Annotated in this window: 23 protein-coding genes; 11 read left to right on the top strand and 12 right to left on the bottom strand. The window is 73.3% G+C overall.

The genetic code is table 11. From position 1 onward, the window contains the following. Positions 1-43 precede the first annotated feature (43 nt). From IE317_RS01805 to IE317_RS01785, 5 genes are all read left to right on the top strand, one after another. Positions 44-754: an SAM-dependent methyltransferase gene (locus IE317_RS01805; protein ID WP_191306247.1), complete on the top strand. Its 711-nt coding sequence runs from the start codon at positions 44-46 to the stop codon at positions 752-754. 9 nt (positions 755-763) lie between these two features. Beyond that, a complete protein-coding gene (mobA, locus tag IE317_RS01800) occupies positions 764-1,309 on the top strand; it encodes a molybdenum cofactor guanylyltransferase (protein ID WP_191306246.1) in 546 nt (181 codons plus the stop codon). Positions 1,310-1,536: 227 nt separating this feature from the next. Beyond that, the gene (gene moxR1 / locus IE317_RS01795) at positions 1,537-2,604 is read left to right on the top strand and encodes a chaperone MoxR1 (protein WP_191306245.1); all 1,068 of its coding nucleotides are present in this window, start codon (positions 1,537-1,539) and stop codon (positions 2,602-2,604) included. Positions 2,605-2,611: 7 nt separating this feature from the next. After that, positions 2,612-3,556, top strand: coding sequence for a DUF58 domain-containing protein (locus tag IE317_RS01790; protein ID WP_191306244.1), 945 nt, complete (start codon positions 2,612-2,614; stop codon positions 3,554-3,556). Beyond that, positions 3,553-4,533 (top strand): VWA domain-containing protein, encoded by a 981-nt coding sequence (locus IE317_RS01785; protein WP_191306243.1) that lies wholly within the window; start codon positions 3,553-3,555, stop codon positions 4,531-4,533. The genes IE317_RS01790 and IE317_RS01785 overlap by 4 nt, the downstream gene beginning before the upstream one ends. Position 4,534: 1 nt before the next feature. Here IE317_RS01785 and IE317_RS01780 read toward each other — a convergent pair whose 3' ends face one another. The 7 genes from IE317_RS01780 to IE317_RS01750 form a co-directional block, all read right to left on the bottom strand. Next, complete coding sequence (locus IE317_RS01780) at positions 4,535-5,044, bottom strand: hypothetical protein (protein ID WP_191306242.1); 510 nt, start codon at positions 5,042-5,044, stop codon at positions 4,535-4,537. Positions 5,045-5,067: 23 nt separating this feature from the next. Continuing rightward, positions 5,068-5,529 carry a tRNA (cytidine(34)-2'-O)-methyltransferase gene (locus tag IE317_RS01775; protein WP_191306241.1) on the bottom strand — a complete coding sequence of 154 codons (462 nt, stop codon included), beginning with the start codon at positions 5,527-5,529 and terminating at the stop codon, positions 5,068-5,070. 4 nt (positions 5,530-5,533) lie between these two features. Further along, positions 5,534-5,956 carry an acyl-CoA thioesterase gene (locus IE317_RS01770; protein ID WP_191306240.1) on the bottom strand — a complete coding sequence of 141 codons (423 nt, stop codon included), beginning with the start codon at positions 5,954-5,956 and terminating at the stop codon, positions 5,534-5,536. Positions 5,957-6,073: 117 nt separating this feature from the next. Continuing rightward, on the bottom strand, positions 6,074-7,018 hold the full coding sequence (locus IE317_RS01765) for a TAXI family TRAP transporter solute-binding subunit (protein WP_191306239.1): 945 nt from the start codon (positions 7,016-7,018) through the stop codon (positions 6,074-6,076). After that, on the bottom strand, positions 7,015-8,409 hold the full coding sequence (locus tag IE317_RS01760; RefSeq protein ID WP_191306238.1) for a sensor histidine kinase: 1,395 nt from the start codon (positions 8,407-8,409) through the stop codon (positions 7,015-7,017). Before IE317_RS01760 ends, IE317_RS01765 begins: the two co-directional genes overlap by 4 nt. A 4-nt stretch (positions 8,410-8,413) precedes the next feature. Further along, positions 8,414-9,082: a response regulator transcription factor gene (locus IE317_RS01755; protein WP_191306237.1), complete on the bottom strand. Its 669-nt coding sequence runs from the start codon at positions 9,080-9,082 to the stop codon at positions 8,414-8,416. Positions 9,083-9,089: 7 nt separating this feature from the next. Next, a complete protein-coding gene (locus IE317_RS01750; protein WP_191306236.1) occupies positions 9,090-10,400 on the bottom strand; it encodes an MFS transporter in 1,311 nt (436 codons plus the stop codon). 180 nt (positions 10,401-10,580) lie between these two features. Here IE317_RS01750 and fabG point away from each other — a divergent pair, with 180 nt between their 5' ends. Together fabG and fabI are read left to right on the top strand one after the other, a co-directional pair. Beyond that, a complete protein-coding gene (gene fabG, locus IE317_RS01745) occupies positions 10,581-11,285 on the top strand; it encodes a beta-ketoacyl-ACP reductase (protein ID WP_191306235.1) in 705 nt (234 codons plus the stop codon). A 35-nt stretch (positions 11,286-11,320) separates the two neighbouring features. Then, on the top strand, positions 11,321-12,088 hold the full coding sequence (gene fabI, locus IE317_RS01740) for an enoyl-ACP reductase FabI (protein ID WP_191306234.1): 768 nt from the start codon (positions 11,321-11,323) through the stop codon (positions 12,086-12,088). A 3-nt stretch (positions 12,089-12,091) separates the two neighbouring features. Here fabI and IE317_RS01735 read toward each other — a convergent pair whose 3' ends face one another. Together IE317_RS01735 and IE317_RS01730 are read right to left on the bottom strand one after the other, a co-directional pair. After that, entirely contained in the window at positions 12,092-13,252 is a 1,161-nt protein-coding gene (locus IE317_RS01735) for a Cmx/CmrA family chloramphenicol efflux MFS transporter (protein ID WP_191306233.1), read from the bottom strand. Positions 13,253-13,320: 68 nt separating this feature from the next. Beyond that, positions 13,321-13,902: a TetR/AcrR family transcriptional regulator gene (locus IE317_RS01730; protein WP_191306232.1), complete on the bottom strand. Its 582-nt coding sequence runs from the start codon at positions 13,900-13,902 to the stop codon at positions 13,321-13,323. An 87-nt stretch (positions 13,903-13,989) separates the two neighbouring features. Here IE317_RS01730 and IE317_RS01725 point away from each other — a divergent pair, with 87 nt between their 5' ends. Continuing rightward, positions 13,990-15,033 carry a ferrochelatase gene (locus tag IE317_RS01725; protein WP_191306231.1) on the top strand — a complete coding sequence of 348 codons (1,044 nt, stop codon included), beginning with the start codon at positions 13,990-13,992 and terminating at the stop codon, positions 15,031-15,033. Here the strand turns inward: IE317_RS01725 and IE317_RS01720 are convergent. Both IE317_RS01720 and IE317_RS01715 read right to left on the bottom strand, forming a co-directional pair. After that, positions 15,030-15,788 (bottom strand): class I SAM-dependent methyltransferase, encoded by a 759-nt coding sequence (locus IE317_RS01720; protein ID WP_191306230.1) that lies wholly within the window; start codon positions 15,786-15,788, stop codon positions 15,030-15,032. The genes IE317_RS01725 and IE317_RS01720 overlap by 4 nt on opposite strands. A gap of 11 nt (positions 15,789-15,799) precedes the next feature. Next, entirely contained in the window at positions 15,800-16,588 is a 789-nt protein-coding gene (locus tag IE317_RS01715; protein ID WP_191306229.1) for a hypothetical protein, read from the bottom strand. A 100-nt stretch (positions 16,589-16,688) separates the two neighbouring features. Here IE317_RS01715 and IE317_RS01710 point away from each other — a divergent pair, with 100 nt between their 5' ends. After that, entirely contained in the window at positions 16,689-18,086 is a 1,398-nt protein-coding gene (locus IE317_RS01710; RefSeq protein ID WP_191306228.1) for an ATP-binding protein, read from the top strand. Beyond that, positions 18,083-20,050 carry a vWA domain-containing protein gene (locus IE317_RS01705; RefSeq protein WP_191306227.1) on the top strand — a complete coding sequence of 656 codons (1,968 nt, stop codon included), beginning with the start codon at positions 18,083-18,085 and terminating at the stop codon, positions 20,048-20,050. Before IE317_RS01710 ends, IE317_RS01705 begins: the two co-directional genes overlap by 4 nt. 34 nt (positions 20,051-20,084) lie before the next feature. On the opposite strand, the gene IE317_RS01700 is transcribed toward IE317_RS01705, so the two are convergent. Then, complete coding sequence (locus tag IE317_RS01700; protein ID WP_229902404.1) at positions 20,085-21,371, bottom strand: amidohydrolase family protein; 1,287 nt, start codon at positions 21,369-21,371, stop codon at positions 20,085-20,087. 48 nt (positions 21,372-21,419) lie between these two features. On the opposite strand from IE317_RS01700, the gene IE317_RS01695 reads away from it, so the two are divergent. Then, on the top strand, positions 21,420-22,196 hold the full coding sequence (locus IE317_RS01695; protein ID WP_191306226.1) for a MerR family transcriptional regulator: 777 nt from the start codon (positions 21,420-21,422) through the stop codon (positions 22,194-22,196). Positions 22,197-22,205: the final 9 nt, after the last annotated feature.

Genomic DNA, 22,205 nt, shown 5'->3' with positions numbered 1-22,205 from the left:
ACCCGCTCGACGTCCGGGACGGCGCGCCGTCAAGATCGGCCGGGTGGACGACGAGCTGAACGCGCTGCGGCGCACCCGGATGCGCTGGAACACGCCCCTGTCGGAGCCCCACGCGGAGCTGCTGCTCGACCGGATGGCCCTGGACGGCGGGCACCTCGTCGACCTCGGCTGCGGCTGGGGTGAGCTGCTGCTGCGGGCCCTCGGCCGGGCGCCGGGCCTGCGCGGGACCGGCGTCGACACGGACGAGACGGGGCTGGCGCGAGGCCGGGCGGCGGCCGCGTCGCGGGGCCTGGCGGTGGAGTTCCGCCAGGCGGACGCCGCCGGCTGGGACGTCCCCGCCGAGCGGGCTTTCTGCGTCGGCTCGGCCCACGTCTTCGGCTCGACGAAGGCGGCGCTCGAGCGTCTCGCGCGCGTGGTGCCGTCCGGACGGCTGCTCTACGGCGACGGCTTCTGGGCGGCTCCGCCCGGCCCGGCGGCCCGCGAGATCTTCGGCCCGGACCTGCTGACCTTGCCGGACCTGCTCGACGCGGCGGACGGCGCCGGCTGGCGCGTGCTGCACCTGAGCACCGCCGACCAGCTCGAATGGGACGACTTCGAGTCGACCTCGCGCGCCGGCTGGGCGGAGTGGCTGGCGGCGCACCCGGCCGACCCGCGTGCTCCCGAGGTGCGCGAGTGGCTCGACCGGCGGTTGCGGGAGTACGTCCGGGAGTACCGGGGCGTGCTGGGCTTCACCTACCTCGTGCTGGGCCGCTAGGGTGCCCCGGTGCGCTACGCGGGGATCGTGGTGGCCGGTGGGGCGGCCCGCCGGCTGTCCGGTGTGGACAAGCCGGCGCTGTCGGTGGGCGGGAAACCGTTGCTGGCCCGCGCGATCCACGCCCTCGACGGCGCGGAGCGGGTGATCGCGGTCGGCCCGCGGCGACCGGGCTTCGACGTCGTGTGGACGCGCGAACCGGTCCCGGGCACCGGCCCGGTGGCGGCGCTGGCGGCGGGCCTGGTCTTCGTGCCCGACGAGGTGGAGGCGGTCGTGGTGCTGGCCGCGGACCTCCCGGGCGTCCGTAGGTCCACAGTGGACAGGCTCACGGCGGCCATCGGCGAGGGAGACGGCGCGGTCCTGGTCGACGCGGCCGGGAAGCGCCAGTGGCTCCTGGGCGCCTGGCGGCTCGCGGCACTGCGGGCGGCGGTGCCGGAGCAGGCGGAGAACGCGGCCCTGCGCCGCGTCCTGGGCGGGCTGGTGGTCGCGGAGGTCCCGGCCGAACGGGGCGAAGCGGACGACATCGACACGCCTGAGGATCTCGAGCGCCACCGCTGAGCCGCGCCCATGCTGAGGTCGGCCACCAGCGAGAGGGTGGCGACCAGCTCGGCGAGTGCGCTGTCCTGCCGAACGGGGCTTCACAGGTGCCATACCGGGGACCGTGTTGGCTGATCCTGGGGCCAGCCCGCCCGCGTGCCGGATGCGACGCACGGCCGGGGGCGCAGTACGGTCGCACCGCGTGATCACCGTCGCGGGGGCGGCGCACGAGATTTCGAGGAGGCAGTGTGACCGAGCCCGGCTACGCCGAGGGCGGGAACGGCCAGCAGGCGACACCGGCGCGGGACGCCCAGTTGCTGGAGCGGACCGTGTTCGAGGTCAAGCGGATCATCGTCGGCCAGGACCGCCTGGTCGAGCGGATGCTGGTCGGCCTGCTGGCCAAGGGCCACCTGCTGCTCGAAGGCGTGCCCGGCGTGGCGAAGACCCTGGCCGTCGAGACGTTCGCCCGGGTCGTCGGCGGCTCCTTCTCCCGCGTGCAGTTCACCCCCGACCTGGTGCCCGCCGACATCCTCGGCACCCGGATCTACCGCCAGGGCGCCGAGCGCTTCGACGTCGAGCTCGGCCCGGTCGTGGCGAACTTCGTGCTCGCCGACGAGATCAACCGCGCGCCCGCCAAGGTCCAGTCGGCGATGCTCGAGGTGATGGCCGAGCGGCACGTGTCGATCGGCGGCCAGACGTTCCCGATGCCCGACCCGTTCCTCGTGCTCGCCACGCAGAACCCGATCGAGAACGAGGGCGTCTACCCGCTGCCGGAAGCCCAGCGCGACCGGTTCCTGTTCAAGATCGTCGTCGAGTACCCCTCCGCCGAGGAGGAGCGCGAGATCATCTACCGGATGGGCGTCACCCCGCCCACCCCGCACGAGGTGCTCAGCCCGGGCGAGCTGGTCCGGCTCCAGGGCGTCGCGTCGCAGGTGTTCGTGCACCACGCGCTCGTCGACTACGTGGTCCGGCTGGTGCTGACCACGCGCACGCCGAACGAGCACGGCCTCGCCGACGTCGCCGGCTGGGTCTCCTACGGCGCTTCGCCGCGCGCGAGCCTGGGCATCATCGCGGCCGCGCGAGCGCTGGCCCTGGTCCGCGGCCGCGACTACGTGCTGCCCCAGGACGTCGTCGACGTCGTTCCCGACGTGCTGCGCCACCGGCTCGTGCTGTCCTACGACGCGCTGGCCGACGGCGTGCCGATCGACCACATCATCACGCGCGTGCTGCAGACCGTGCCGCTGCCGCAGGTCTCGGCCCGGCCGCAGGGCGGGGCCGGCCAGGGCCCGGTCCCGGCGGGCGCGCCGGTCAGGTAACCCGGCGATGGCGAAGAACGAGAAGGGCGTCCGCCCTTCGTGGGCGCCGCCGATCCTGCGCGGCGACCGGATGGAAGCCGGGCTCCGCACGCTCGAGCTCGACGTCCGCCGCCGGCTCGACGGCCTGCTGCAGGGCAACCACCTCGGCCTCGTGCCGGGGCCCGGGTCCGAGCCCGGCGAGGCGCGCCCGTACCAGCCCGGTGACGACGTCCGCCGGATGGACTGGGCGGTCACCGCCCGCACCACGACCCCGCACATCCGCGAGACCGTGGCCGACCGCGAGCTGGAAACGTGGGTCGTCGCCGACCTTTCGGCCAGCCTCGACTTCGGCACCGCGCTGTGCGAGAAGCGCGACCTGGTGGTCTGCGCCGTCGCGGCGGTCGCCCACCTCACCGGAGGCGGCGGCAACCGGATCGGCGCGCTGATCTCCACCGGCGCCGACACCACGCGCATCCCGGCCCGCGGCGGCCTGGCGCACGCCCGCGGGCTGGTGCGCAAGCTCGCCGAGACCCCGCGCGCGGCCGAGGGCACCCGGGGCGACTTCGCCCAGGCCCTGGAAGCGCTGCGCCGTCCGCCGCGCCGCCGTGGCCTGGCCGTGGTGATCTCCGACTTCCTGGGCGACGAGTCCTGGGAGCGGCCGCTGCGTGCGCTGGGCGGGCGCCACGAACTGATCGCGATCGAAGTCCTCGACCCGCGCGACGTCGACCTGCCCGAGGTGGGCACCGTCGTGCTGGCCGACCCGGAGACAGGGAAACAGCGCGAAGTGCACGCTTCGGCCTTGCTGCGCAAGGAGTTCGGGGCCGCGGCCCACGCCCACCGCCAGCGCGTGGCGGCCGGCCTGCGGCGCGCGGGCGCGGCCCACCTGACGCTGCGCACGGACGCCGACTGGATCGCCGACATGGTGCGGTTCGTCGTCGCCCGCAAGCGCCGCTGGTCGGGAGGTGTGGCGTGAGTCTGACGGGGTTCGCTTCACCCTGGTGGTTCCTGCTGCTGATCGCGGTCGCCGCGGTCGCCGTCGGGTACGTGCTCGCCCAGCGGGCGCGGCGGAAGCGGACCATGCGGTTCGCGAACCTGGACCTCCTCGAGAAGGTCGCGCCGAAGAGCCAGGGCTGGATCCGGCACCTGCCGGCCGTGCTGATCGTGCTGTCGCTGCTGCTGCTCACGGTGGCGCTCGCGGGCCCGACCGCCGAGCAGAAGGTGCCGCGCAACCGGGCGACCGTGATGCTGGTGATCGACGTTTCGCTGTCGATGGAGGCCACCGACGTCCTCCCGACGCGGCTGCAGGCGGCCCAGGAAGCGGCGACGAGCTTCGCGCGGAACATGACGCCGGGCATCAACCTGGGCCTGATCTCGTTCGCGGGCACGGCGACGGTGCTGGTCAACCCGACCACCGACCGCAACGGCGTGATCAAGGCGATCGAAAACCTGAAGCTGGCCCAGTCGACGGCGACCGGCGAAGGCATCTTCGCGGCACTGCAGTCGGTGGAGAGCTTCTCGAGCGTCGTCGGCGGTGCCGACGGGCCGCCGCCGGCGCGGATCGTGCTGATGTCCGATGGGAAGCAGACGGTCCCGGAAGACCTGTACGCGGCGCGCGGCGGGTACACCGCGGCGCAGGCGGCGAAGCAGGCCGGCGTGCCGATCTCGTCGATCTCGTTCGGCACCACCCACGGCTCGGTCACCATCGACGACAAGCAGCAGCCGGTCAGCGTGGACGACGAGTCCCTGCGCGAGATCGCCCGGCTCTCCGGTGGGGACTTCTACAAGGCGGCCAGTGCCGAGGAGCTGAAGAAGGTCTACGCCGACCTCGGCGAGCAGATCGGCTACGAGCTCAAGGACGCCGACGCGAGCAAGCCGTGGGTCGTGGTGGGCACGCTGATCCTGATGCTGGGTGCCGCGGCGAGCCTGTTCTTCGGGCAGAGATTGCCGTGACTCAGGCTCGGCGGACGCCGTAGAGGCTGCCGCCGAGCAGGGTCACCCCGGAGAGCACGCCGCTGAGGAACGGCACCCACTCCGCGGCGGTGCCGAGCAGGGCGAGGCCGACGACGCCGAGCGCGGTCAGCACCACACCGACCACCAGGATCGAGCGGGTCTTCCACGCCGACGCGAGCGCGGCGAAGTGCAGGCCGACGACGGTCGCGATCCAGGCGACGTTGGCCTGGACCGGCGCGTCCAGCAGCCGCAGCACGAAGAAGCCGGCGATCAGCAGGACCACCTCGCCGAGCACGACGAACCGGTAGCTCGGGCCGAACATCGGCCGGCCCTCCAGGGTCGGCCGTCCGCCCGCGCGGACGCCGAGGACCACCACGGCGGCCAGGGCGAGCACGGCGAGGGCGCGCAGGACCCAGCCGAGCGCGGCGGGGAGCGGGTCACCGGAGTTGACCAGGACGAAGACGGTGCCGAACGCGGCGCCGATGAGCGCCCCCAGGAACTGCTGTCGCATCCGGCGAACCTACCGGAGGCCGATCATGCTCCCGCGAAGCCGTTCTGGCGCCAGGCTTCGTAGACCGTGATCGCCGCGGTGTTGGCGAGGTTGAGCGACCGGTTCGACGGCCGCATCGGCAGGCGCACGCGCTCGGTGACCTCGGGTGCGTCCTGGACCTCGGCGGGCAGGCCCACGGACTCCGGCCCGAACATCAGCACGTCGCCCGGGGCGTAGGAAACGTCGGTGTACAGCCGGGTCGCCGACGCGGTGAACGCGTAGACCTTCGACGGCAGCAGCACCTCCCAGGCCGCCTCGAGGGCAGCGTGGACGTGGACGCGCGCCAGGTCGTGGTAGTCGAGCCCGGCCCGGCGCAGCTGCTTGTCCTCCAGGGTGAACCCGAGCGGTTCGACGAGGTGGAGTTCGCAGCCGGTGTTGGCGGCCAGCCGGATCGCGTTGCCGGTGTTGGGCGGGATTTCGGGGTGGTAGAAGAGAACGCGGAACACGGGCTCAGTCCCCGAGCAGGGTCGCGTAGACCTTGCGGACGGCGTCGGGCGGCGCTTGCGGGCGCAGCGTGGCCGGGTCGATGAACACGTACCGGATGGTCGCCGCGGCGACCAGGGTCTCGCCGCGGTGGATTTCGAAGTCGAAGATCAGCGATGTCGTGCCGAGGTGGTTCAGGTACTGCGAGACGACCAGGTCGTCGTCGTAGCGGGCGGGGGAGCGGAACTTGAGGTTCGCTTCGGCGACCACGACGTCGGCGCCGTGGGCGAGGAATGCGTCGTGCGAGCCGAACAGCGCCTTCTCCGCCTCGAAGGAGCACATGTCCACATAGGCCAGGTAGTGGGCGTTGAAGACGATGCCCTGGCCGTCGCACTCGTGGTAGCGCACGCGCAGCGGCATCTCGGCGATCGGGCGGCGAGGTGCGGTCACCCGCCCAATCTAGTTGCCGATCCGACCCGAAGCAGGCCGCACCCCTCCGCGGCACGCGACCGGCGTCGCCGAACCATGCGGCCGTGGCTGAGGTCGGATCGGGAACCATCAGCACAGTCAGCCGTGGAGGGCCCGATAAGCGGCTGCCGCGCCGGGCTGCAGGGGCACCGGCTGGGTGCCGATCAGCGGCCGGACGTCGAGGAACTGCGTTCCGACGGCTTCGGCGGGCACCAGCGCCGTGGCGCGTTCGACGAGCAGCCGGACCACGGCCGCGGCGACGTCGTCGGGCAGGGACGGCGCGCACACCAGCAGGTTGGCCACGCCGATCGTGCTCAGCGCGCCCACCCCGCGGTACGCGCCGTCGGGGACGTGGACCTGGTCGTAGACCGGGCCGTAGGCCGCGCGCAGGGCGGGCACCACCGAATCCAGGGGGAGCAGCGCGATCGGGGTCGTGAGGGTGAGCTCGGCCAGCCTCGGCGTCGGGACGCCGCCGGACCACAGCATGGCGTCGACGCGGCGGCGCGCCAGCGCTTGGACCGCGTCTTCGAACGGCAGGTGCCGGGCGTCCACCGCGACCCCCGCCTTGGCGAACAGGCGCTCGCCCAGCTGTGCCGCCCCGGAGCCGCTCGCGCCCAGGGACACCGGCCGCCCGGCGAGGTCGGCGAGGTCGCGCACCGGCCCGTCCGCCCGCACGACGAGCTGCAGGTAGTTCTCGTAGACGCGGCCGAGCGCGAACAGCGGGACCTTCCCGGCGAACGGGGGACCGCCGGCGAGCGCGGTCTGGGCGATGTCGGCGAGCACCAGCCCCAGGTCGGCCTGGCCCCGCTGCACCAGCCCGACGTTGGCGACGCTCGCCTCGGTCGGCAGGGCGGTGGCGTGCAGCAGCGGTTCCGCGCGGTTCAGCTCGGCGGCGAGGAGCTTGGCGAAGGCCAGGTAGAACCCGCCGCGCTCGCCGGCCGCGATGGTGAGCGGGCGTTCCGGGCCGCGGTAGCCTGCCGTCGAGCACCCGGCCACCGCGAGGCCGAGGCCGCCGAGCAGGGCCGTGCGGCGGGTGAGCGTCATCCCGGCACCTCCCGCAGCGGCAGCGTGACGCGGACTTCGAGGCCGTGCGGGTCCGCCTGCCGCAGGTCCAGGACGCCGCCGCGGGTGCGCACCTGCTGCTGCGCAATGGCCAGGCCGAGCCCGGTACCGCGCGGGGCACCTTCGCCACCCGCGCGCCAGAACCGTTCGGTCGCCCGCGCTCTGTCCTCTTCGGACAGTCCCGGCCCGTCGTCGGCGACCACGAGCGTGGCCGTCGACGCGCCGCTTTCCCAGTCGGTCGCGATCTTCGCCCCGCGGCCGGCGTAGTGGACGGCGTTGTCCAGCAGCACGTCGAGGATCTGCGCGAGCTCGCCTTCGGGGCAGCGCACGGTCACCGGCTCATCGTGGCTCAGCGGCGGCACGATCGTCGCACCGGCGTCCTCGGCGGCCGGGCGCCAGGCGTCGACGCGTTCGGCGAGCACGGACGCCAGGTCGCACGCCTCGTCGGCCCCGCCGGCCGCGACCCTGGTCGCCGTGCTCTCGGCCAGCGCGAGCGCGAGCAGGCCGTCGAGGAGCTTCTCCAGGCGTTCGACCTCGGCGACGGTCGCCCGGTAGGTCTTGTCGTCGCCGTCGATGCGCCCGGCCAGGGAGTCGACGCGCAGGCGCAGCGCGGCCATCGGGTTGCGGAGCTGGTGCGAGGCGTCGGCGACCAGCCGGTGCTGCTGCTCGGCGGCTTCGAGCACGGCCTCGGACATCCGGTTGACCTCGGCGGCCAGTGACCGCAGCTCGCGCGGCCCGGTGCGTTCCGGGACGTGCGCGCGGTGCCCGCCGGCCACGGCCAGCACGCCGGTCTCGAGCTCGTGCAGCGGCCGCACCATCCACCGGGCCAGCAGCACCGCGAGCAGCACGAACACCATCGCGACCAGCACCGCGCCGGCGCCGATGGTGCCCCACCGGGTGGCGACGTCCGCGGCCGCCGCCGTCACCGACGCGCGCAGCACGACCACCCCGGACACGCGGGTGCCGGTGCCGACCGGGCGGGCGAAGTAGGCCGGTGCGGCCGACCACGGGTCGAGCCGGTCCACCCGCGGCGCCGGTTCGTTGCGCATGGTCGCTTCCACCAGCGCGCGCACCGCCGGGTCGCCCGCGGTCAGCCCGCCCGCCTGGACCAGCGGGAGGCGCCGGGCGTCGACGATGAGGACGCCTTCGCCGTACAGCTCGGCGTAGCGTTCCGCGTCGGCCGCGAGGGCCGCGGGGTCGTGGGTGTCGACGGCCTGCTGGGCGAGCACGACGAACCGGTCGACGTCGGCGGTGCGGGAGATGACCAGCTGCTGGGTGCGCTGCTCGGCGGTGGCGGTCAGCAGCGGCACGGCGAACGCGGCGACCACCGCGAGGGCGAGGGCGACCAGTACCACCAGCAGCCGGGCGCGCACGGGGTCAGTCCCGGCCGAGCCGGTAGCCGAAGCCGCGGATGGTGGTGAGCAGGCCCGGCCGGTCCAGCTTGGCGCGCAGCCCGGTCAGGTGGACGTCGAGCGAGCGCGACACCGCGAGGTAGGCGTCGCCCCAGACCTCGTCCATCAGCTGCTGGCGGCTGACCGCGGTGCCGGGGCGCACGGCGAGCACGGCCAGGATCTCGAACTCCTTGGTGGTGAGCCCGATGTCGTGCCCGGCGACGAGCACCCGGCGGGCGCCGAGGTCGATCTCGACGTCTTCGATCCGCACGACGTCCCCGGCCGGGGTGGCGCGGGCCACCGCCCGGCGCACGACCGCGTCCATCCGGGCCAGCAGCTCGGCCAGCCGGACCGGCTTCGTCAGGTAGTCGTCGGCGCCGAGCCGCAGCCCGCGCACCACGGAGCGTTCGTCGCCGCGGGCGGTCAGCACGATCACCGGCACCGGCGAGACGGCCCGGATCTTGCGCAGCACGTCGAGGCCGTCCAGGTCGGGCAGGCCCAGGTCCAGCAGGACGAGGTCGGCCGTGCGGTGGTGGTGCAGGGCGTCGGCCCCGCGGGCGACGCTGGTGACGGGATGACCGCGCGCGTGCAGCGACTCGGCGAGCGCGCCGGCGACACCCGCGTCGTCTTCGACGAGGAGCACGCGCACGGCCATCCCCTTGTCAGCGCTCTTCGAGCTCGGAGGTCTTCGAGGTTTCCCGCATTGTGCCGTAGACGATCAGGGAGACCAGGACGGTCCCGGCGACGTACCAGAAGAAGACCTGCTCGTGCCCGGCGCTCTTCAGCGCCTGCGCGATGAGCTCGGCGGTGCCGCCGAAGATCGCCACGGTGAGCGCGTAGGGCAGCCCGACGCCGATGGCGCGGATCTTCGTCGGGAACAGCTCGGCCTTCACGATGGCGTTGATCGAGGTGTACCCGGCGACGATGACGAGCCCGGCCAGCACGAGGAAGAACGCGCCGACGGGGTTGCGGGTCGAGCCCATCACCGTCATCAGCGGGACGGTGAGCAGCGTGCCGCCGATGCCGAAGAACAGCAGCAGCGGACGGCGGCCGATCCGGTCGGACAGGCGCCCGAACACCGGCTGCAGGAACGCGGCGACGAGGATCGCGCAGAACAGCACGATGGTGACCTGCCGCCGCGGGATGTGCGCGGTGTTCTCGAGGAACTTCTGGCTGTAGGTGGCGAAGGTGTAGAAGCCGACCGTGCCGCCGAGGGTCAGGCCGACGACGAGGGCGATCTCCTTGGGGTACTTCGCCAGCGCGCGCAGGGTGCCGCGGTCGCCCTTGCCTTCCCCGGCGTTGCGCCGGAAGCTCTCCGATTCGTCCATTCCGCGCCGCAGCCACATGACGGTGAGCGCGGCGACCGTGCCGACGCCGAACGCGATCCGCCAGCCCCACGACGTCAGCTGCTGCTCGGTGAGCAGGGCCTGCAGGATCAGCTGGAGGCCCAGGGCGAGCAGCTGGCCGCCGTAGAGCGTCACGTACTGGAAGCTCGAGTAGAAGCCGCGCTTGCCGGGCGTGGCCACTTCGGACAGGTACGTCGCCGAGGTGGAGTACTCGCCACCGACCGAAAGGCCCTGGATCAGCCGGGCGGTCAGCAGCAGGATCGGCGCGGCGATCCCGATCGTGTGGTAGTTCGGCGTGACGGCGATGAGCAGCGAGCCGCCCGCCATCAGCGTCACCGAGAGCACGAGCGCGCTGCGGCGGCCGAACCGGTCGGCGAACCGGCCGAGCATCCACCCGCCCAGCGGCCGCATGAGGAACCCCACGGCGAACACGGCCGCGGACCCGAGGAAGGCGGCGGTCGTGTCCGTCGTCGGGAAGAAGGACTTGGCGAAGTACGTGGTGAACGCGGCGTAGGCGTACCAGTCGTACCACTCGACCAAGTTGCCGATCGAGCCGCGCAGCACGTTGCCGATCACGCGCTTTTCGCCGACCGCGGGCGCGGCGGTGGGGGTGAGCCGGGTTGTCATCGTCGACCTCCTGTGTTGCGACTCACGGTGACCAACCAGCGGGTAACCAGCAAGGTCGGGAGGCGGTTCCTAACACGGGCTTAGGACGGTCGCGGCGAGCCCGGGCGCGGCTGCACGACCCGCGGGCACTGCCGATAACCTCGTGCGCGTCAGCCGCGCAGACGAAGAGTGGAGAGCACAGTGGGACGGTCGGTTCTGGTCACCGGGGGCAACCGGGGCATCGGTCTGGCGATCGCCCGGGACCTCGCCGAGCAGGGGCACCGGGTCGCCGTCACGCACCGTGGTTCGGGCGCGCCCGATGGCCTGTTCGGCGTCCAGGCGGACGTCACCGACACCGAGCAGGTCGACGCCGCGTTCAAGCTCGTCGAGGAGCACCAGGGGCCGGTCGAGGTGCTCGTGTCCAACGCCGGGCTGACCGATGACACGCTGCTGATGCGGATGAGCGACGAGCAGTTCGAGCGCGTGATCGACGCGAACCTCACCGGTGCCTACCGGGTCGCCAAGCGCGCCTCGCGCGGGATGCTGCGCGGCAAGTGGGGCCGGTTCGTCTTCATCTCCTCGGTCGTCGGGCTCTCCGGCTCGGCCGGCCAGGCCAACTACGCGGCGTCGAAGGCCGGCCTCGTCGGCTTCGCCCGGTCGCTGGCCCGCGAACTCGGCTCGCGCAACATCACCTCGAACGTGGTCGCACCCGGGTTCGTCCACACCGACATGACCGACGAACTGCCCGAGAACCGCAAGAAGGAGATCCTCGCGCAGGTGCCCTCCGGCCGCTACGCCGAGCCGTCGGAGATCGCCGCCGCCGTGCGGTACCTGGCCTCGGAGGAAGCCGGCTACGTCAACGGCGCGGTGCTGCCCGTCGACGGCGGCCTCGGCCTCGGCCACTGATCTTTCCCTCACCCAGAACAAGACTTGGAGGACCCGTGCCCGGACTGCTCGAAGGCAAGCGCCTGCTGATCACCGGCATCATCACCGACGCTTCGCTCGCCTTTCACGCGGCCAGGATCGCGCAGCAGGAAGGCGCCAAGGTCGTGCTCACCGGCTTCGGCCGGATGTCGCTGGTCGAGCGCATCGCGAAGCGGCTGCCCGAAGAGGCGCCGGTGATCGAGCTCGACGTCACCAACCAGGAGCACCTCGACGGCCTCGCCGACAAGGTCCGCGCGCACGTCGACGGCCTCGACGGGGTGCTGCACTCCATCGGGTTCGCCCCGCAGAGCTGCCTCGGCGCGCCGTTCATGGACGCCCCGGCCGAGGACGTCAAGACCGCCGTCGACGTCTCGGCGTACTCCTTCATGTCGCTGGCGAAGGCGTGCCTGCCGCTGCTGGGCCGGGGTTCCTCGATCGTCGGCATGGACTTCGACGCCCGCGTCGCCTGGCCGGTCTACAACTGGATGGGCGTCGCGAAGGCCGCGCTGGAGTCGGTCAACCGGTACCTGGCCAAGGAGCTGGGCCCGCAGGGCATCCGCGTCAACCTGGTCAGCGCGGGCCCGATGAAGACCATGGCCGCGAAGTCGATCCCGGGCTTCGTGGACCTCGAAGACGGCTGGGGCGACCGCGCGCCGCTCGGCTGGGACAGCACGGACCCGGACCCGGTGGCGAAGAGCGTCTGCGCGGTGCTGTCGGACTGGCTGCCCGCCACCACCGGGTCGATGATCATGGTCGACGGCGGGGTCCACTTCCTCGGCAGCTGAGCCTCACACGGCCACGAGCGCACGGTCGTCGCCGCGCTGGACGGCGGCGGCGACCGTGAGCGCGGCCAGTGTCGCCACGCCGAGGGCGATCCCGGTCCAGGCGACGCCCGTGAAGCCGAGCCCGGCGTCGATCGCGACCCCGCCCAGCCACGGCCCGGCGGTGTTGCCGACGTTGAACGCCGACGTCGTGCTGGCCCCGACGAGCGTCGGCGCGTCGCCGGCGGCTTGGAAGGCGCGCAGGTTCAGCGCCGGGTTGGCGCCGAACGCGGCCACGCCGAACACGAGCACGGCCGCGACGGCCACGAGCGCGTCGGTGGTCAGGGCGAGCACGAGCAACGCGGCCAGCGCGAGCGCGAGGCAGCCGTAGAGCGTGGCGAACGGCCGCCGGTCGGCCAGCCGCCCGCCCGCGCTGATCCCGATCAGCGCGCCGACGCCGAACAGCGCGAGCACCCCCGGCACCCACTCGCCGGGCAGGCCGTCGGTCTCGGTCAGCAACGGCGCCAGGTAGCTGAACGCGGCGAAGATCATGGCCTGGCACAGGGCGATCACGCCGAGTGCGAGCCAGACCCGGCCCCGCCGGTACAGCCGCAGCTCACCGCGCAGGCTCAGCGGCCCGCCGGTCGTCTCCGGCACCAGCAGCGCCACTCCGGCGACCGCCACCAGCGTCACCGCCGTCACCGCCCAGAACGCCGTCCGCCAGCCCGCGTGCTGGCCGAGGAACGTGCCGGCGGGCACCCCGGCGATGTTGGCCACGGTCAGCCCGCCGACCAGCACCGCCATCCCGCGCCCGCGCCGTTCGGCGGGGACGAGCGCGATCGTCGTCGCCAGCGCGACGGCCCAGAACCCGGCGCAGGCGAACGCCGCGATCACGCGGGTCGCGAACAGGAGCGCGTACCCCTCGGCGAGGGCGCCGACGACGTGCGCGACGGCGAACACGCCGAGCAGGGCCAGCAGCGTGCGGCGGCGGGGGAGCCGCAGCGTCCCGATCGCCAGCAGCGGGGCGCCGACGACCATGCCGATGGCGAACGCCGAAATCAGCAGGCCGGCGTCGGGGATGCTCACGTGCAGGTCGGCGGCCATGCCGGGGAGCAAGCCGGTGATCATGAACTCGGACGTGCCCAGCGCGAACACGCTGAGCCCGAGGACGAAGACGGCCAGGGGCATGGGTTCTCCTCCTGTTGTGTATCGATCGGTCCAAAATCAGGGCGCGGGCGGACCCGGTCCTGCGGTGGTCAGCGCGTGAGGGCCGAAAGGGCGAGATCGGCCACCGCGTGCATGCTGTCGCGGCTCGAACCGCGGCGGGCCATCACGCGCAGGCCCGAAGTGGTGCTGAGCAGGTACTCCGCCACCTCGGCGGGGTCCAGGCCGTCCCGGAGGCTTCCGTCTTGCACGCCTTCGCGGACGCACTCGGCGAACATGGTCAGGTTCCGGTGGGTGTCGGCCCGCAGGGCGGCGCCCACTTCGTCGTCGGGCACCCCGAGCTCGGCCAGGGTGTTGACCACCAGGCAGCCGCGGCGGTGCTCTTCGAGGTCGTCTTCGATGGCGCTGCGCAGGACCGCGTCGAGCCGCTCGGCCGCGGTGCCCGGCCCGTCGAGGATCGCCTGGCGCTTGTCGAGCTGGGTGCTGGTGTAGTGCGCCAGCGAGCGCCCGAAGAGCGCTCGCTTGCTGGTGAAGGTGTTGTAGACGCTGCTGCGGCCGAGTCCGGTGGCGTCGCACAGGTCCTGGGTCGACGTCGCTTCGTAGCCGCGCTCCCAGAAGGCGTGCATCGCCTTCTCGACGGCGGCGGTCTCGTCGAACTCCCGTGGCCTGGCCATGGGGGACACCGTACCAGAGTTTTGGACTGATCGATTCACAACGGGCCCGAGTCGGCGTGCGGGCCGCCACATCGGCAAGATGACGGGGTGGGATACGACGCGTTGCTGTGGCTCTCGTTCGGCGGTCCGGAAGGGCCGGACGACGTCATGCCGTTCCTCGAGAACGTGACCAGGGGCCGCGGGGTGCCGCGCGAGCGGCTGCTGGAGGTCGCCGAGCACTACCAGCACTTCGGCGGGGTTTCGCCGATCAACAAGCTGAACCGCGACGCGATGGCCGCGGTCGGGAAGCAGCTCGCGGCGGCCGGCATGGACCTGCCGGTGCACTTCGGCAACCGCAACTGGCACCCGATGGTCGAAGAGACACTGGCTTCCCTGACGTCGGAGGGCGCGAAGCGGGTGCTGGTGTTTCCCACGAGCGCGTACGGCGGCTACTCGGCGTGCCGCCAGTACGACGAGGACATCGAGCGCGCCCGCGCGTCCGTCGGGGCCGGCGCCCCGGAGCTGGTGAAGATCCGCCAGTTCTTCGACCACCCGCTGTTCGTCTCGGCGGTCGCCGACGGCGTGCGCGCGGCCCACGCGTCGCTGGGCGACGAGCCGGGGATCCGCACGGTGTTCACGGCGCACTCGGTGCCGGACAGCGCCGATCGCGCGTCCGGCCCGCCCGCGGAGGGCGGCCGCCGCTACTCGCGCCAGATCGCCGAGGCGGCTCGCCTGGTGGCGGCCGAGGCGGGTATCGGCTCCTACGACGTGGTGTGGCAGTCCCGGTCCGGGCCGCCGCAGGTACCGTGGCTGGAGCCGGACATCGTCGACCACATCGACGCGCTGCACGAGGCGGGGGTGCCGGGCGTGGTCGTCTCGCCGATCGGGTTCGTGTCCGACCACCTCGAGGTGATCTGGGACCTGGACAACGAGGCGGCGGACCGCGCGGCCGAGCACGGGATGAAGTTCGCCCGCGCGGCGACCGCGGGCAGCGATCCGCGGTTCGCCGAGCTGGTGGTGGAGCTGATCCGCGAGCACACGCACGGCGTCCGGCCGCGCAAGCTGTCCCCGTTCCCGGCGGCGGGCTGCACGGTCAACGGTGCGCCGTGCGCGATCGGCTGCTGCGAACCGGCGAAGCGACCCGCGCGTTAGGTCCGGCGCCCCACGAGGTGGAAGATGCGGCTGAGCCGGCGGTACGGATCCCGCCGGCCGGCCTCGAATTCGACGGCCGCGACCCGTTCGGCGTCGGCCGGGTCCAGTTCGGTGCCGCTGAGGTCGAACCAGTCGACGAACAGCCAGACTCCGTACCACTGCAGGGGTTCCACCCCGCGACGGCGGAGGTCGTCGCTGAGCTCGGCTACCGTGCCGGCGTGCGTCGGCAGGCCCAGCACCCCGATTTCGGCGCGGGCGTCGAACGCGGCCAGGGCGTCCTCCCAGCGCCGTTCCATGGCCGGGCGCACGGCGGACGCGTCGGCGTTGCCCGCCATGATCGAGACCAGGCCGCCGGGGGCGGCGCACCGGCACAGCTGGTCGAGCACGGGCTCCGGCCGCTCCAGGTAGCCGAGCACGCCGTGGCACAAGACGGCGTCGAAGCGGCGGCCGGCGACCGCCTCTTCGGCGTTCGCGCCGTCGGCGTGCACGAGCGTCACCCGGTCCGGCATCCGCTGCCGGGCCTTGTCGAGCATCGCCGCCGAGGAGTCGAGCAGGGTGACGTCGTAGCCCGCGCGGGCGAGCGGGAACGACTGGTGGCCGGCACCGCCGCCGACGTCGAGCACCGTGGCCGGCGGAGCGGGCAAGTGTTCGAGCAGCTGGCGGTGCATCACGTAGGTGCGCACGCGCCCCTTCACGGACGCGTAGGCACCGTCGGCGAAATCGTCGGCGATCGCGGCCCAGGTGTCCTCGCTCAACGCGCGGGACCTCAGCCTTCGCGGGCCGTCTGCTCCGCGAACACCCGCACCGCCTCGTTGACCGCCGCGCAGCGGGCCGTCCGGACCGCGTCCGACAGCGGCCGCAGTGCCTGGGCGCGCAACGTCGAAGCCGATGCCGACAACGCTCCGCCCGGGTCGTCCGAGGACGCGATGGCCAGGATCGCCGCGATCTCCTCGGCTCGCTGCAGCACCCGCAACGCGCGCCCCGGTGTCCCGGCCGGCCAGTCGACGTCCGGCCGCGAGCGCAGGTGGGCCGACAGCTCCGCGCGCACGCCCGGCCGGTCCGAGGCCACGTCCAGGGTCTGCAATGCCCCCGCGCTGGCCCGGATCGCGTCGGTCAGCCCGTGCTCGGCCTCGCCGAGCGCCACGTACTCCGGCGACGTCAGCGAGTAGACCGTCCAGCGCACCAGGCCTTCGGCGATCGGCTCCGGCACCAGACCGAAGCCGAGCTCGGAGAGCACCAGTGCGTCACCCGCGCGCAACGCCGCCTCGGTGAACGGACCACCGCCGCCGAGGCCGCGGACGTCGCCGGGAACCGGGAGGACCAGCTGGAGGGATTTCGCTCCTTGCGAACGCAGCGCCATCAGCAGCTGGACCGGTGTGGCCGCCCGGTTGAACGCCAGCGGGAGCGCGAAAGCCTCGGCCGCGGCCGCGTCGGCGGCCACGACGTCATGGGCCTCACCCCACGCGAGCAGGGCATCGAGGACATCGTCGGACGCGGCGGCCCCGTTGAGCCACGCGCTCGACCAGACGGCGAAAGTCGCACTGGGACGGCACACGACGCCCTATTTTACCGGTCCGGCGGGCAAGACAGCAGCGCGCCCACGCTGGAGCCGCTCCACGTCGACGCACCGCCGATCCGGCAGTAGCGTCGAGGAGGTGAACGCTGTTCCAGACGCTCTTCCCCGCACCGCCGGGGCCCTGCGCGCGGCCGGGTACGAGCCGCGCCCGATCGCCCGAGAGATCCACGACAACCTGCTGACCGCCCTCAGGAACGGCGAGGACGCCTGGCCCGGCATCGTCGGGTTCTCCCGCACCGTGCTGCCGCAGCTCGAACGCGCGCTGCTGGCCGGCCACGACGTCGTGCTGCTCGGCGAACGCGGCCAGGGCAAAACCCGCCTGCTGCGCACCCTGGCCGGCCTGCTCGACGAATGGACGCCCGTCATCGAGGGCTCCGAGCTGGGCGAACACCCGCTGCAGCCGATCACGCCCGCGTCGATCCGCCGTGCCGCCGAACTCGGCGACGACCTGCCGGTCGCCTGGCGCCACCGCTCCGAGCGCTACACCGAAAAGCTCGCCACGCCGGACACCTCCGTCGGCGACCTGATCGGCGACGTCGACCCGGTGAAGGTGGCCGAAGGCCGCAGCCTCGGCGACCCCGAGACCATCCACTTCGGGCTGGTCCCGCGCGCCCACCGCGGCATCGTCGCCATCAACGAGCTGCCCGACCTCGCCGAGCGCATCCAGGTCGCGCTGCTCAACGTGATGGAGGAGCGGGACATCCAGGTCCGCGGCTACACGCTGCGGCTGCCCCTGGACGTCCTGCTCGTCGCCACCGCGAACCCCGAGGACTACACCAACCGCGGCCGGATCATCACCCCGCTGAAGGACCGCTTCGGCGCCGAGATCCGCACGCACTACCCCCTGGACGTCGAGGCCGAGGTCGCCGTCGTCAAGCAGGAGGCCGACCTCGTCGCCGAAGTCGGCGAGCCGCTGCTGGAGGTGCTCGCCCGGTTCGTCCGGAACCTCCGGGAATCCACGGTGATCGACCAGCGCTCCGGCGTGTCGGCGCGGTTCGCCGTCGCCGCGGCGGAAACCGTGGCGGCCGCGGCCCTGCGGCGTTCGGCGCTGACCGGGGAGGAGCCCGCCGTGGCGCGCCCGGTCGACCTCGACGCCGTGCCGTCGGTGCTGCGCGGCAAGATCGAGTTCGAGCCCGGTGAAGAGGGCCGCGAGATCGAGCACCTCGTGCACCTGCTGCGGATGGCGATCGCGGAGACCGCGCGCGACCGGTTCGCCGGTCTTGACCTGCGGCCGCTGGCCGACGCGGTCGGCGAGGGCCACCTGGTGGCCACCGGCGAGCGCGTGCCGGGCAAGGACGTCCTCGAAGCCCTGCCCGAACTGCCGGTGCTGCACGAGGTCGCCCAGCGCGCCGGCGTCGCCGCCGACGAGCCCGCCGGGCGGATCGCGGCCGCCGTCGAACTCGCCCTCGAGATGCTGTTCCTGTCGCGAAGGCTCGCGAAGGACTCCGACGACGCGACGACCGTCTACGGCCGATGACCGCGGTCCCGCTTCCCGACGGCTACTCCTACGGCCCGTGGCACGACGGGCCGGACCCCCTCGCGCCGCCGGCTGACTTGCGTGACGCGCTCGAGGAGATCGGCCAGGACGTGATGGCCGGCGCCTCGCCGCGGGCCGCGCTGGAGGAGATGCTGCGGCGCGGCACGAACCGCACCGCGGGGCTCGACGAGCTGACCCGGCGCCTGTGGCAGCGCCGGTCGCAGATCCAGCGGCGCAACAACCTCGACGGCACCCTCCAGGAGGTCCAGCGCCTGCTGCAGGAGGCCCTCGACGCCGAGCGCCGCGAGCTGTTCCCGGACCCGGACGACGAGGCCCGCTTCCGGGAAGCCCAGCTCGACGCGCTGCCGCCGGGCACGGCCGCGGCCGTCAACGAGCTCGCGAACTACGACTGGCGCTCCGAACAGGGCCGGGAGAACTACCAGCAGATCCGGGACCTGCTCGGCCAGGAGCTGATGGAGTCCCGGTTCCAGGGCATGAAGCAGGCGCTGCAGAACGCCGGGCCCGAGGACGTCGAGCGGATCAACGAGATGCTGGGCGACCTCAACGACCTCCTCGAAGCGCACGCCCGCGGCGCCGAGGACATCCAGCAGCGCTTCGAAGACTTCATGGGCAAGCACGGCGAGTTCTTCCCGGAGGACCCCCGCACCGTCGAAGAGCTGATCGACGCGCTGGCCGAGCGGTCGGCGGCCGCCCAGCGCATGCTGAACTCGATGTCGGCGGAACAGCGCGCCGAGCTCGCCGAGCTGACCCAGCAGGCCTTCGGCGACCCGCGCCTGGCCCAGCAACTGTCCCGGTTGGACAGTCAGCTGCAGGCGGCGCGGCCGGGCGAGGACTGGACGGGGTCGGCGCGCTTCCGCGGCAACAACCCGCTGGGCATGGGCGAAGGCGCCCAGGCCATGCAGGACCTCGCCGAGCTGGACGCGCTGGCCGAACAGCTCGGCCAGTCCTACCCGGGCGCGCGGCTGGAGGACATCGATCTGGAGGCGCTGGAGCGCCAGCTCGGCAAGGACGCGGGCGTCGACGCCCGCCGGCTGGCCGAACTGGAGCGCGAGCTGCGCCGCCAGGGCTTGTTCGAACGGGCCGCCGACGGCTCGCTCCGGTTGTCCCCCAAGGCGTTGCGGCGCCTCGGCGAGACGGTGCTGTCCGACATCGTGAACGCGCTGCGCGGCAAGACCGGCGAACGCGAGACGGAATCGGCGGGCGCGGCCGGCGAGCGCGAGCCCACCGGCGCGTCCCGGCCGTGGCGGTTCGGGGACATGCAGCCCTGGGACGTGCCGCGGACCATCCGCAACGCCGTCCTGCGCTCGGTCTCGGTGGGCGAGAGGCAGGTGCGCCTCGACGTCGAGGACGTCGAAGTGGTCGAGACCGAGCACCGGTCCCGCGCGGCGGTGGCGCTGCTGGTCGACACGTCGTGGTCGATGGTGTCGGAAGGGCGCTGGCTGCCGATGAAGCGCACGGCGCTCGCGCTGCACCAGCTGATCAGCACCCGCTTCCGCAACGACGCCCTGCAGCTGATCACCTTCGGCCGCTACGCGCAGTCGATGGAGCTGCCGGAGCTGGTCGGCCTGGAGGGCGCCTGGGAGCAGGGCACCAACGCCCACCACGGGCTGCTGCTCGCCGGGCAGCACCTGCGGCGGCACCCGGACGCCCAGCCGGTGGTCCTGATGGTCACCGACGGCGAGCCGACGGCCCACCTGGAACCCGACGGCGAGGCGGTCTTCGACTACCCGCCCCAGCCGCGGACCCTCCACAAGACACTGTCCGAAGTGGACCGGCTGGCCAAGCTGGGCGCCTCGATCTCGGTGTTCCGCCTCGGCGACGACCCGCGGCTGACGTCGTTCGTGGACCTGATCGCGCGCCGGTCGGGTGGCCGGGTGGTCGCCCCGGACCTCGACGGCCTCGGCGCGGCGGTGGTGGGGGACTACTTGCGCACCCGCCGATAGCCGCCGTAGCCGGTCGTGGGTGGTGAGGCGGGTTCTAACCCGCCTCACCACCCACGGCCGCGGTGGGCCCTCCCAGCCGGGCGCGGACGGCGGCGATCACCTTCTCCGTCTGCGCCCGCAACGCGGCGAGTCCCGCCTGCTCGTCGGCCGAGCCGACGTAACCCGCCAAGTCCGCCCGGACTCCCTGCTTCCAGACGGCCGAAACCCGCCGGGTCGCGGTGATGTCCTCGTCGGGGCGTCCCGCGACCAGCACGAGATCCGCGCGCAGGCCCGGCCGGATCCGGCCGCGGTCGGCCAGCCCGAACACGTCCGCGGGACGCGCGGTCGCCGCGGTCAGCGCCGCCGCCGGGGTGAGCCCCGCCGCCACCAGGTGGCCCAGCTCGCGGTGCAGGCTCGCGCCGTGGACCGTGCCCGGGTTGGGCGCGTCCGTGCCGGCCAGGACCAGCACGCCGGCCTCGTGCAGCCGCCGCGCGTTGTCCCGCGCGGCGGCGAAGTCCGGCAGCTGTGGTGGCAGCCACCGCTGCGCCTGCCGTTCGAGGACCGCGCACCACGCCGGGCCCAGCCGGGAGACGAGCGCGGGCTCGTCGAGCAGCGAGCCGCCGGGGAAGCCGTCGGCGATCGACAGCGTCGCGATCACCGCGACCCCGGCCGCGGCGATCGCGTCCACCTGGTGCGCGGACAGCGCGTCGAACGGCACGTGAGCCAGCACGTCCACGCCGGTGCGGAGCAGGTCCACGGCCGCGCGGGCGGTCGACACGTGCGCGGCCACCACCAGGCCGGCCGCGTGCGCGGCCTCGGTCAGCGCGGCGATCGTCGGCACGTCCAGCGACGGCATCGGCATCGGGCCACCCCTGCCGTCGTCGTAGAGGACCTTGAGGTGCGCCGCCCCTTCGGCGATCCGGTCGGCGACGAACCGCTCGGCGTCCCCCGGACCCGTCACGGTGGGGAACGGCGCGTACATCAGGCTCGGGTGCCCGCCCGGCGCGGTGGCCCCGATGCTCGACGACCGCACGTCGGCGCAGTCCGGTCCGGCGGCCAGGGCGTCGGCGACCGTGTCCGGCTTGCTGAACATGTCGAGCACGGTGGTGACGCCGAACGTGAGCGCCTGCCGGGGCGCGCCGGGCAGCAGGTGCACGTGGGCGTCGATCAGCCCGGGCAGCAGGGTGCCGCCGCGGGCGTCGACGTGCTTGTCGCCCGGCCGGAGCAGGGTGGCGTCCCCGATCGCGGTGATGCGGCCGCCCTCCATCCGGACGGCGGTCAGGGCGGTGAGGCGCTCGCCGTCGAAGAGGCGCGCGCCGGTGATGGTCGTGGTCACGAGCATCACGGTAAAAGTTGACACGGTGTGAAGGTCAACTTCTAAGCTGACTTGATGCAGTACTCGATCAGCCAGGTCGCGAAGGCGTCCGGCGTCTCGGCGCGGATGCTCCGCCACTACGACGCGATCGGCCTGCTCACCCCCGCGTCGGTCACGGCGAACGGCTACCGCTGGTACGGCAGGCACGAACTGCTGCGCCTGCAGCGCATCCTGCTGCTGCGGCGGCTCGGGCTCGGCCTGGCCGAGATCGGTGCCGTGCTGGGCGACCAGGTCGACGAGGCGGCCGCGCTGCGCGGGCACCTGGCCCAGCTCGAGCAGGAGCGGCGGCGCCTCGACCGGGTCATCGCGACCGTCGAGGAGACGATCACCGACCTCGGCCACGCCCGGATCGACGATCCGGAGCGCTTCTTCGCCGGGCTGCGCAAGGACGGCGCCGCCATGCGGCAGCAGTACCGCGAGACGTTCGGCGAGGGCGCCGCGGCGGTCTTCGACACCGCCCGGGCCGCCCAGGCCGGACTCACCGCCGCGGACTACGAGCACGCCGCCGCCCGCAGCGCCGCGCTGTTCCGCCGGCTGGCCGCCGTCATGCGCTCCGGCGCCGCGCCGGAGGACCCCGCCGCGCTCGACGCCGTCGCCGAGCACTACGAGTCCGTGAGCCACTTCTGGTCGCCGACCGCCCCGGCCTACGCCGCGATGGGCGAGCTGTACCTGAACGATCCCCGGCAGCGGGAGCTGGCCGAACGGGCCGATCCGGAGCTGCCGTCGTGGCTCGCGCGCGCCATCGGAGCCTACGCGCGAGTGAGGCTCGTCCCACCGCTTGGGAAGGCTTGAACGCCGGGC

Source organism: Amycolatopsis bullii, assembly GCF_014654205.1.
GTDB classification, from domain to species: Bacteria; Actinomycetota; Actinomycetes; order Mycobacteriales; family Pseudonocardiaceae; genus Amycolatopsis; species Amycolatopsis plumensis.
This window is presented reverse-complemented; position numbering and strand designations above follow the sequence as displayed.

Excerpts from the sequence above, each read along its gene's own strand:
- IE317_RS01790 (WP_191306244.1), top strand. The coding sequence starts at position 2,612 with ATGGCGAAGAACGAGAAGGGCGTCCGCCCTTCGTGGGCGCCGCCGATC.
- IE317_RS01780 (WP_191306242.1), bottom strand. The coding sequence starts at position 5,044 with ATGCGACAGCAGTTCCTGGGGGCGCTCATCGGCGCCGCGTTCGGCACC.
- IE317_RS01765 (WP_191306239.1), bottom strand. The coding sequence starts at position 7,018 with ATGACGCTCACCCGCCGCACGGCCCTGCTCGGCGGCCTCGGCCTCGCG.
- IE317_RS01755 (WP_191306237.1), bottom strand. The coding sequence starts at position 9,082 with ATGGCCGTGCGCGTGCTCCTCGTCGAAGACGACGCGGGTGTCGCCGGC.
- IE317_RS01750 (WP_191306236.1), bottom strand. The coding sequence starts at position 10,400 with ATGACAACCCGGCTCACCCCCACCGCCGCGCCCGCGGTCGGCGAAAAG.
- IE317_RS01735 (WP_191306233.1), bottom strand. The coding sequence starts at position 13,252 with ATGCCCCTGGCCGTCTTCGTCCTCGGGCTCAGCGTGTTCGCGCTGGGC.
- IE317_RS01730 (WP_191306232.1), bottom strand. The coding sequence starts at position 13,902 with ATGGCCAGGCCACGGGAGTTCGACGAGACCGCCGCCGTCGAGAAGGCG.
- IE317_RS01705 (WP_191306227.1), top strand. The coding sequence starts at position 18,083 with ATGACCGCGGTCCCGCTTCCCGACGGCTACTCCTACGGCCCGTGGCAC.
- IE317_RS01700 (WP_229902404.1), bottom strand. The coding sequence starts at position 21,371 with ATGCTCGTGACCACGACCATCACCGGCGCGCGCCTCTTCGACGGCGAG.
- IE317_RS01695 (WP_191306226.1), top strand. The coding sequence starts at position 21,420 with ATGCAGTACTCGATCAGCCAGGTCGCGAAGGCGTCCGGCGTCTCGGCG.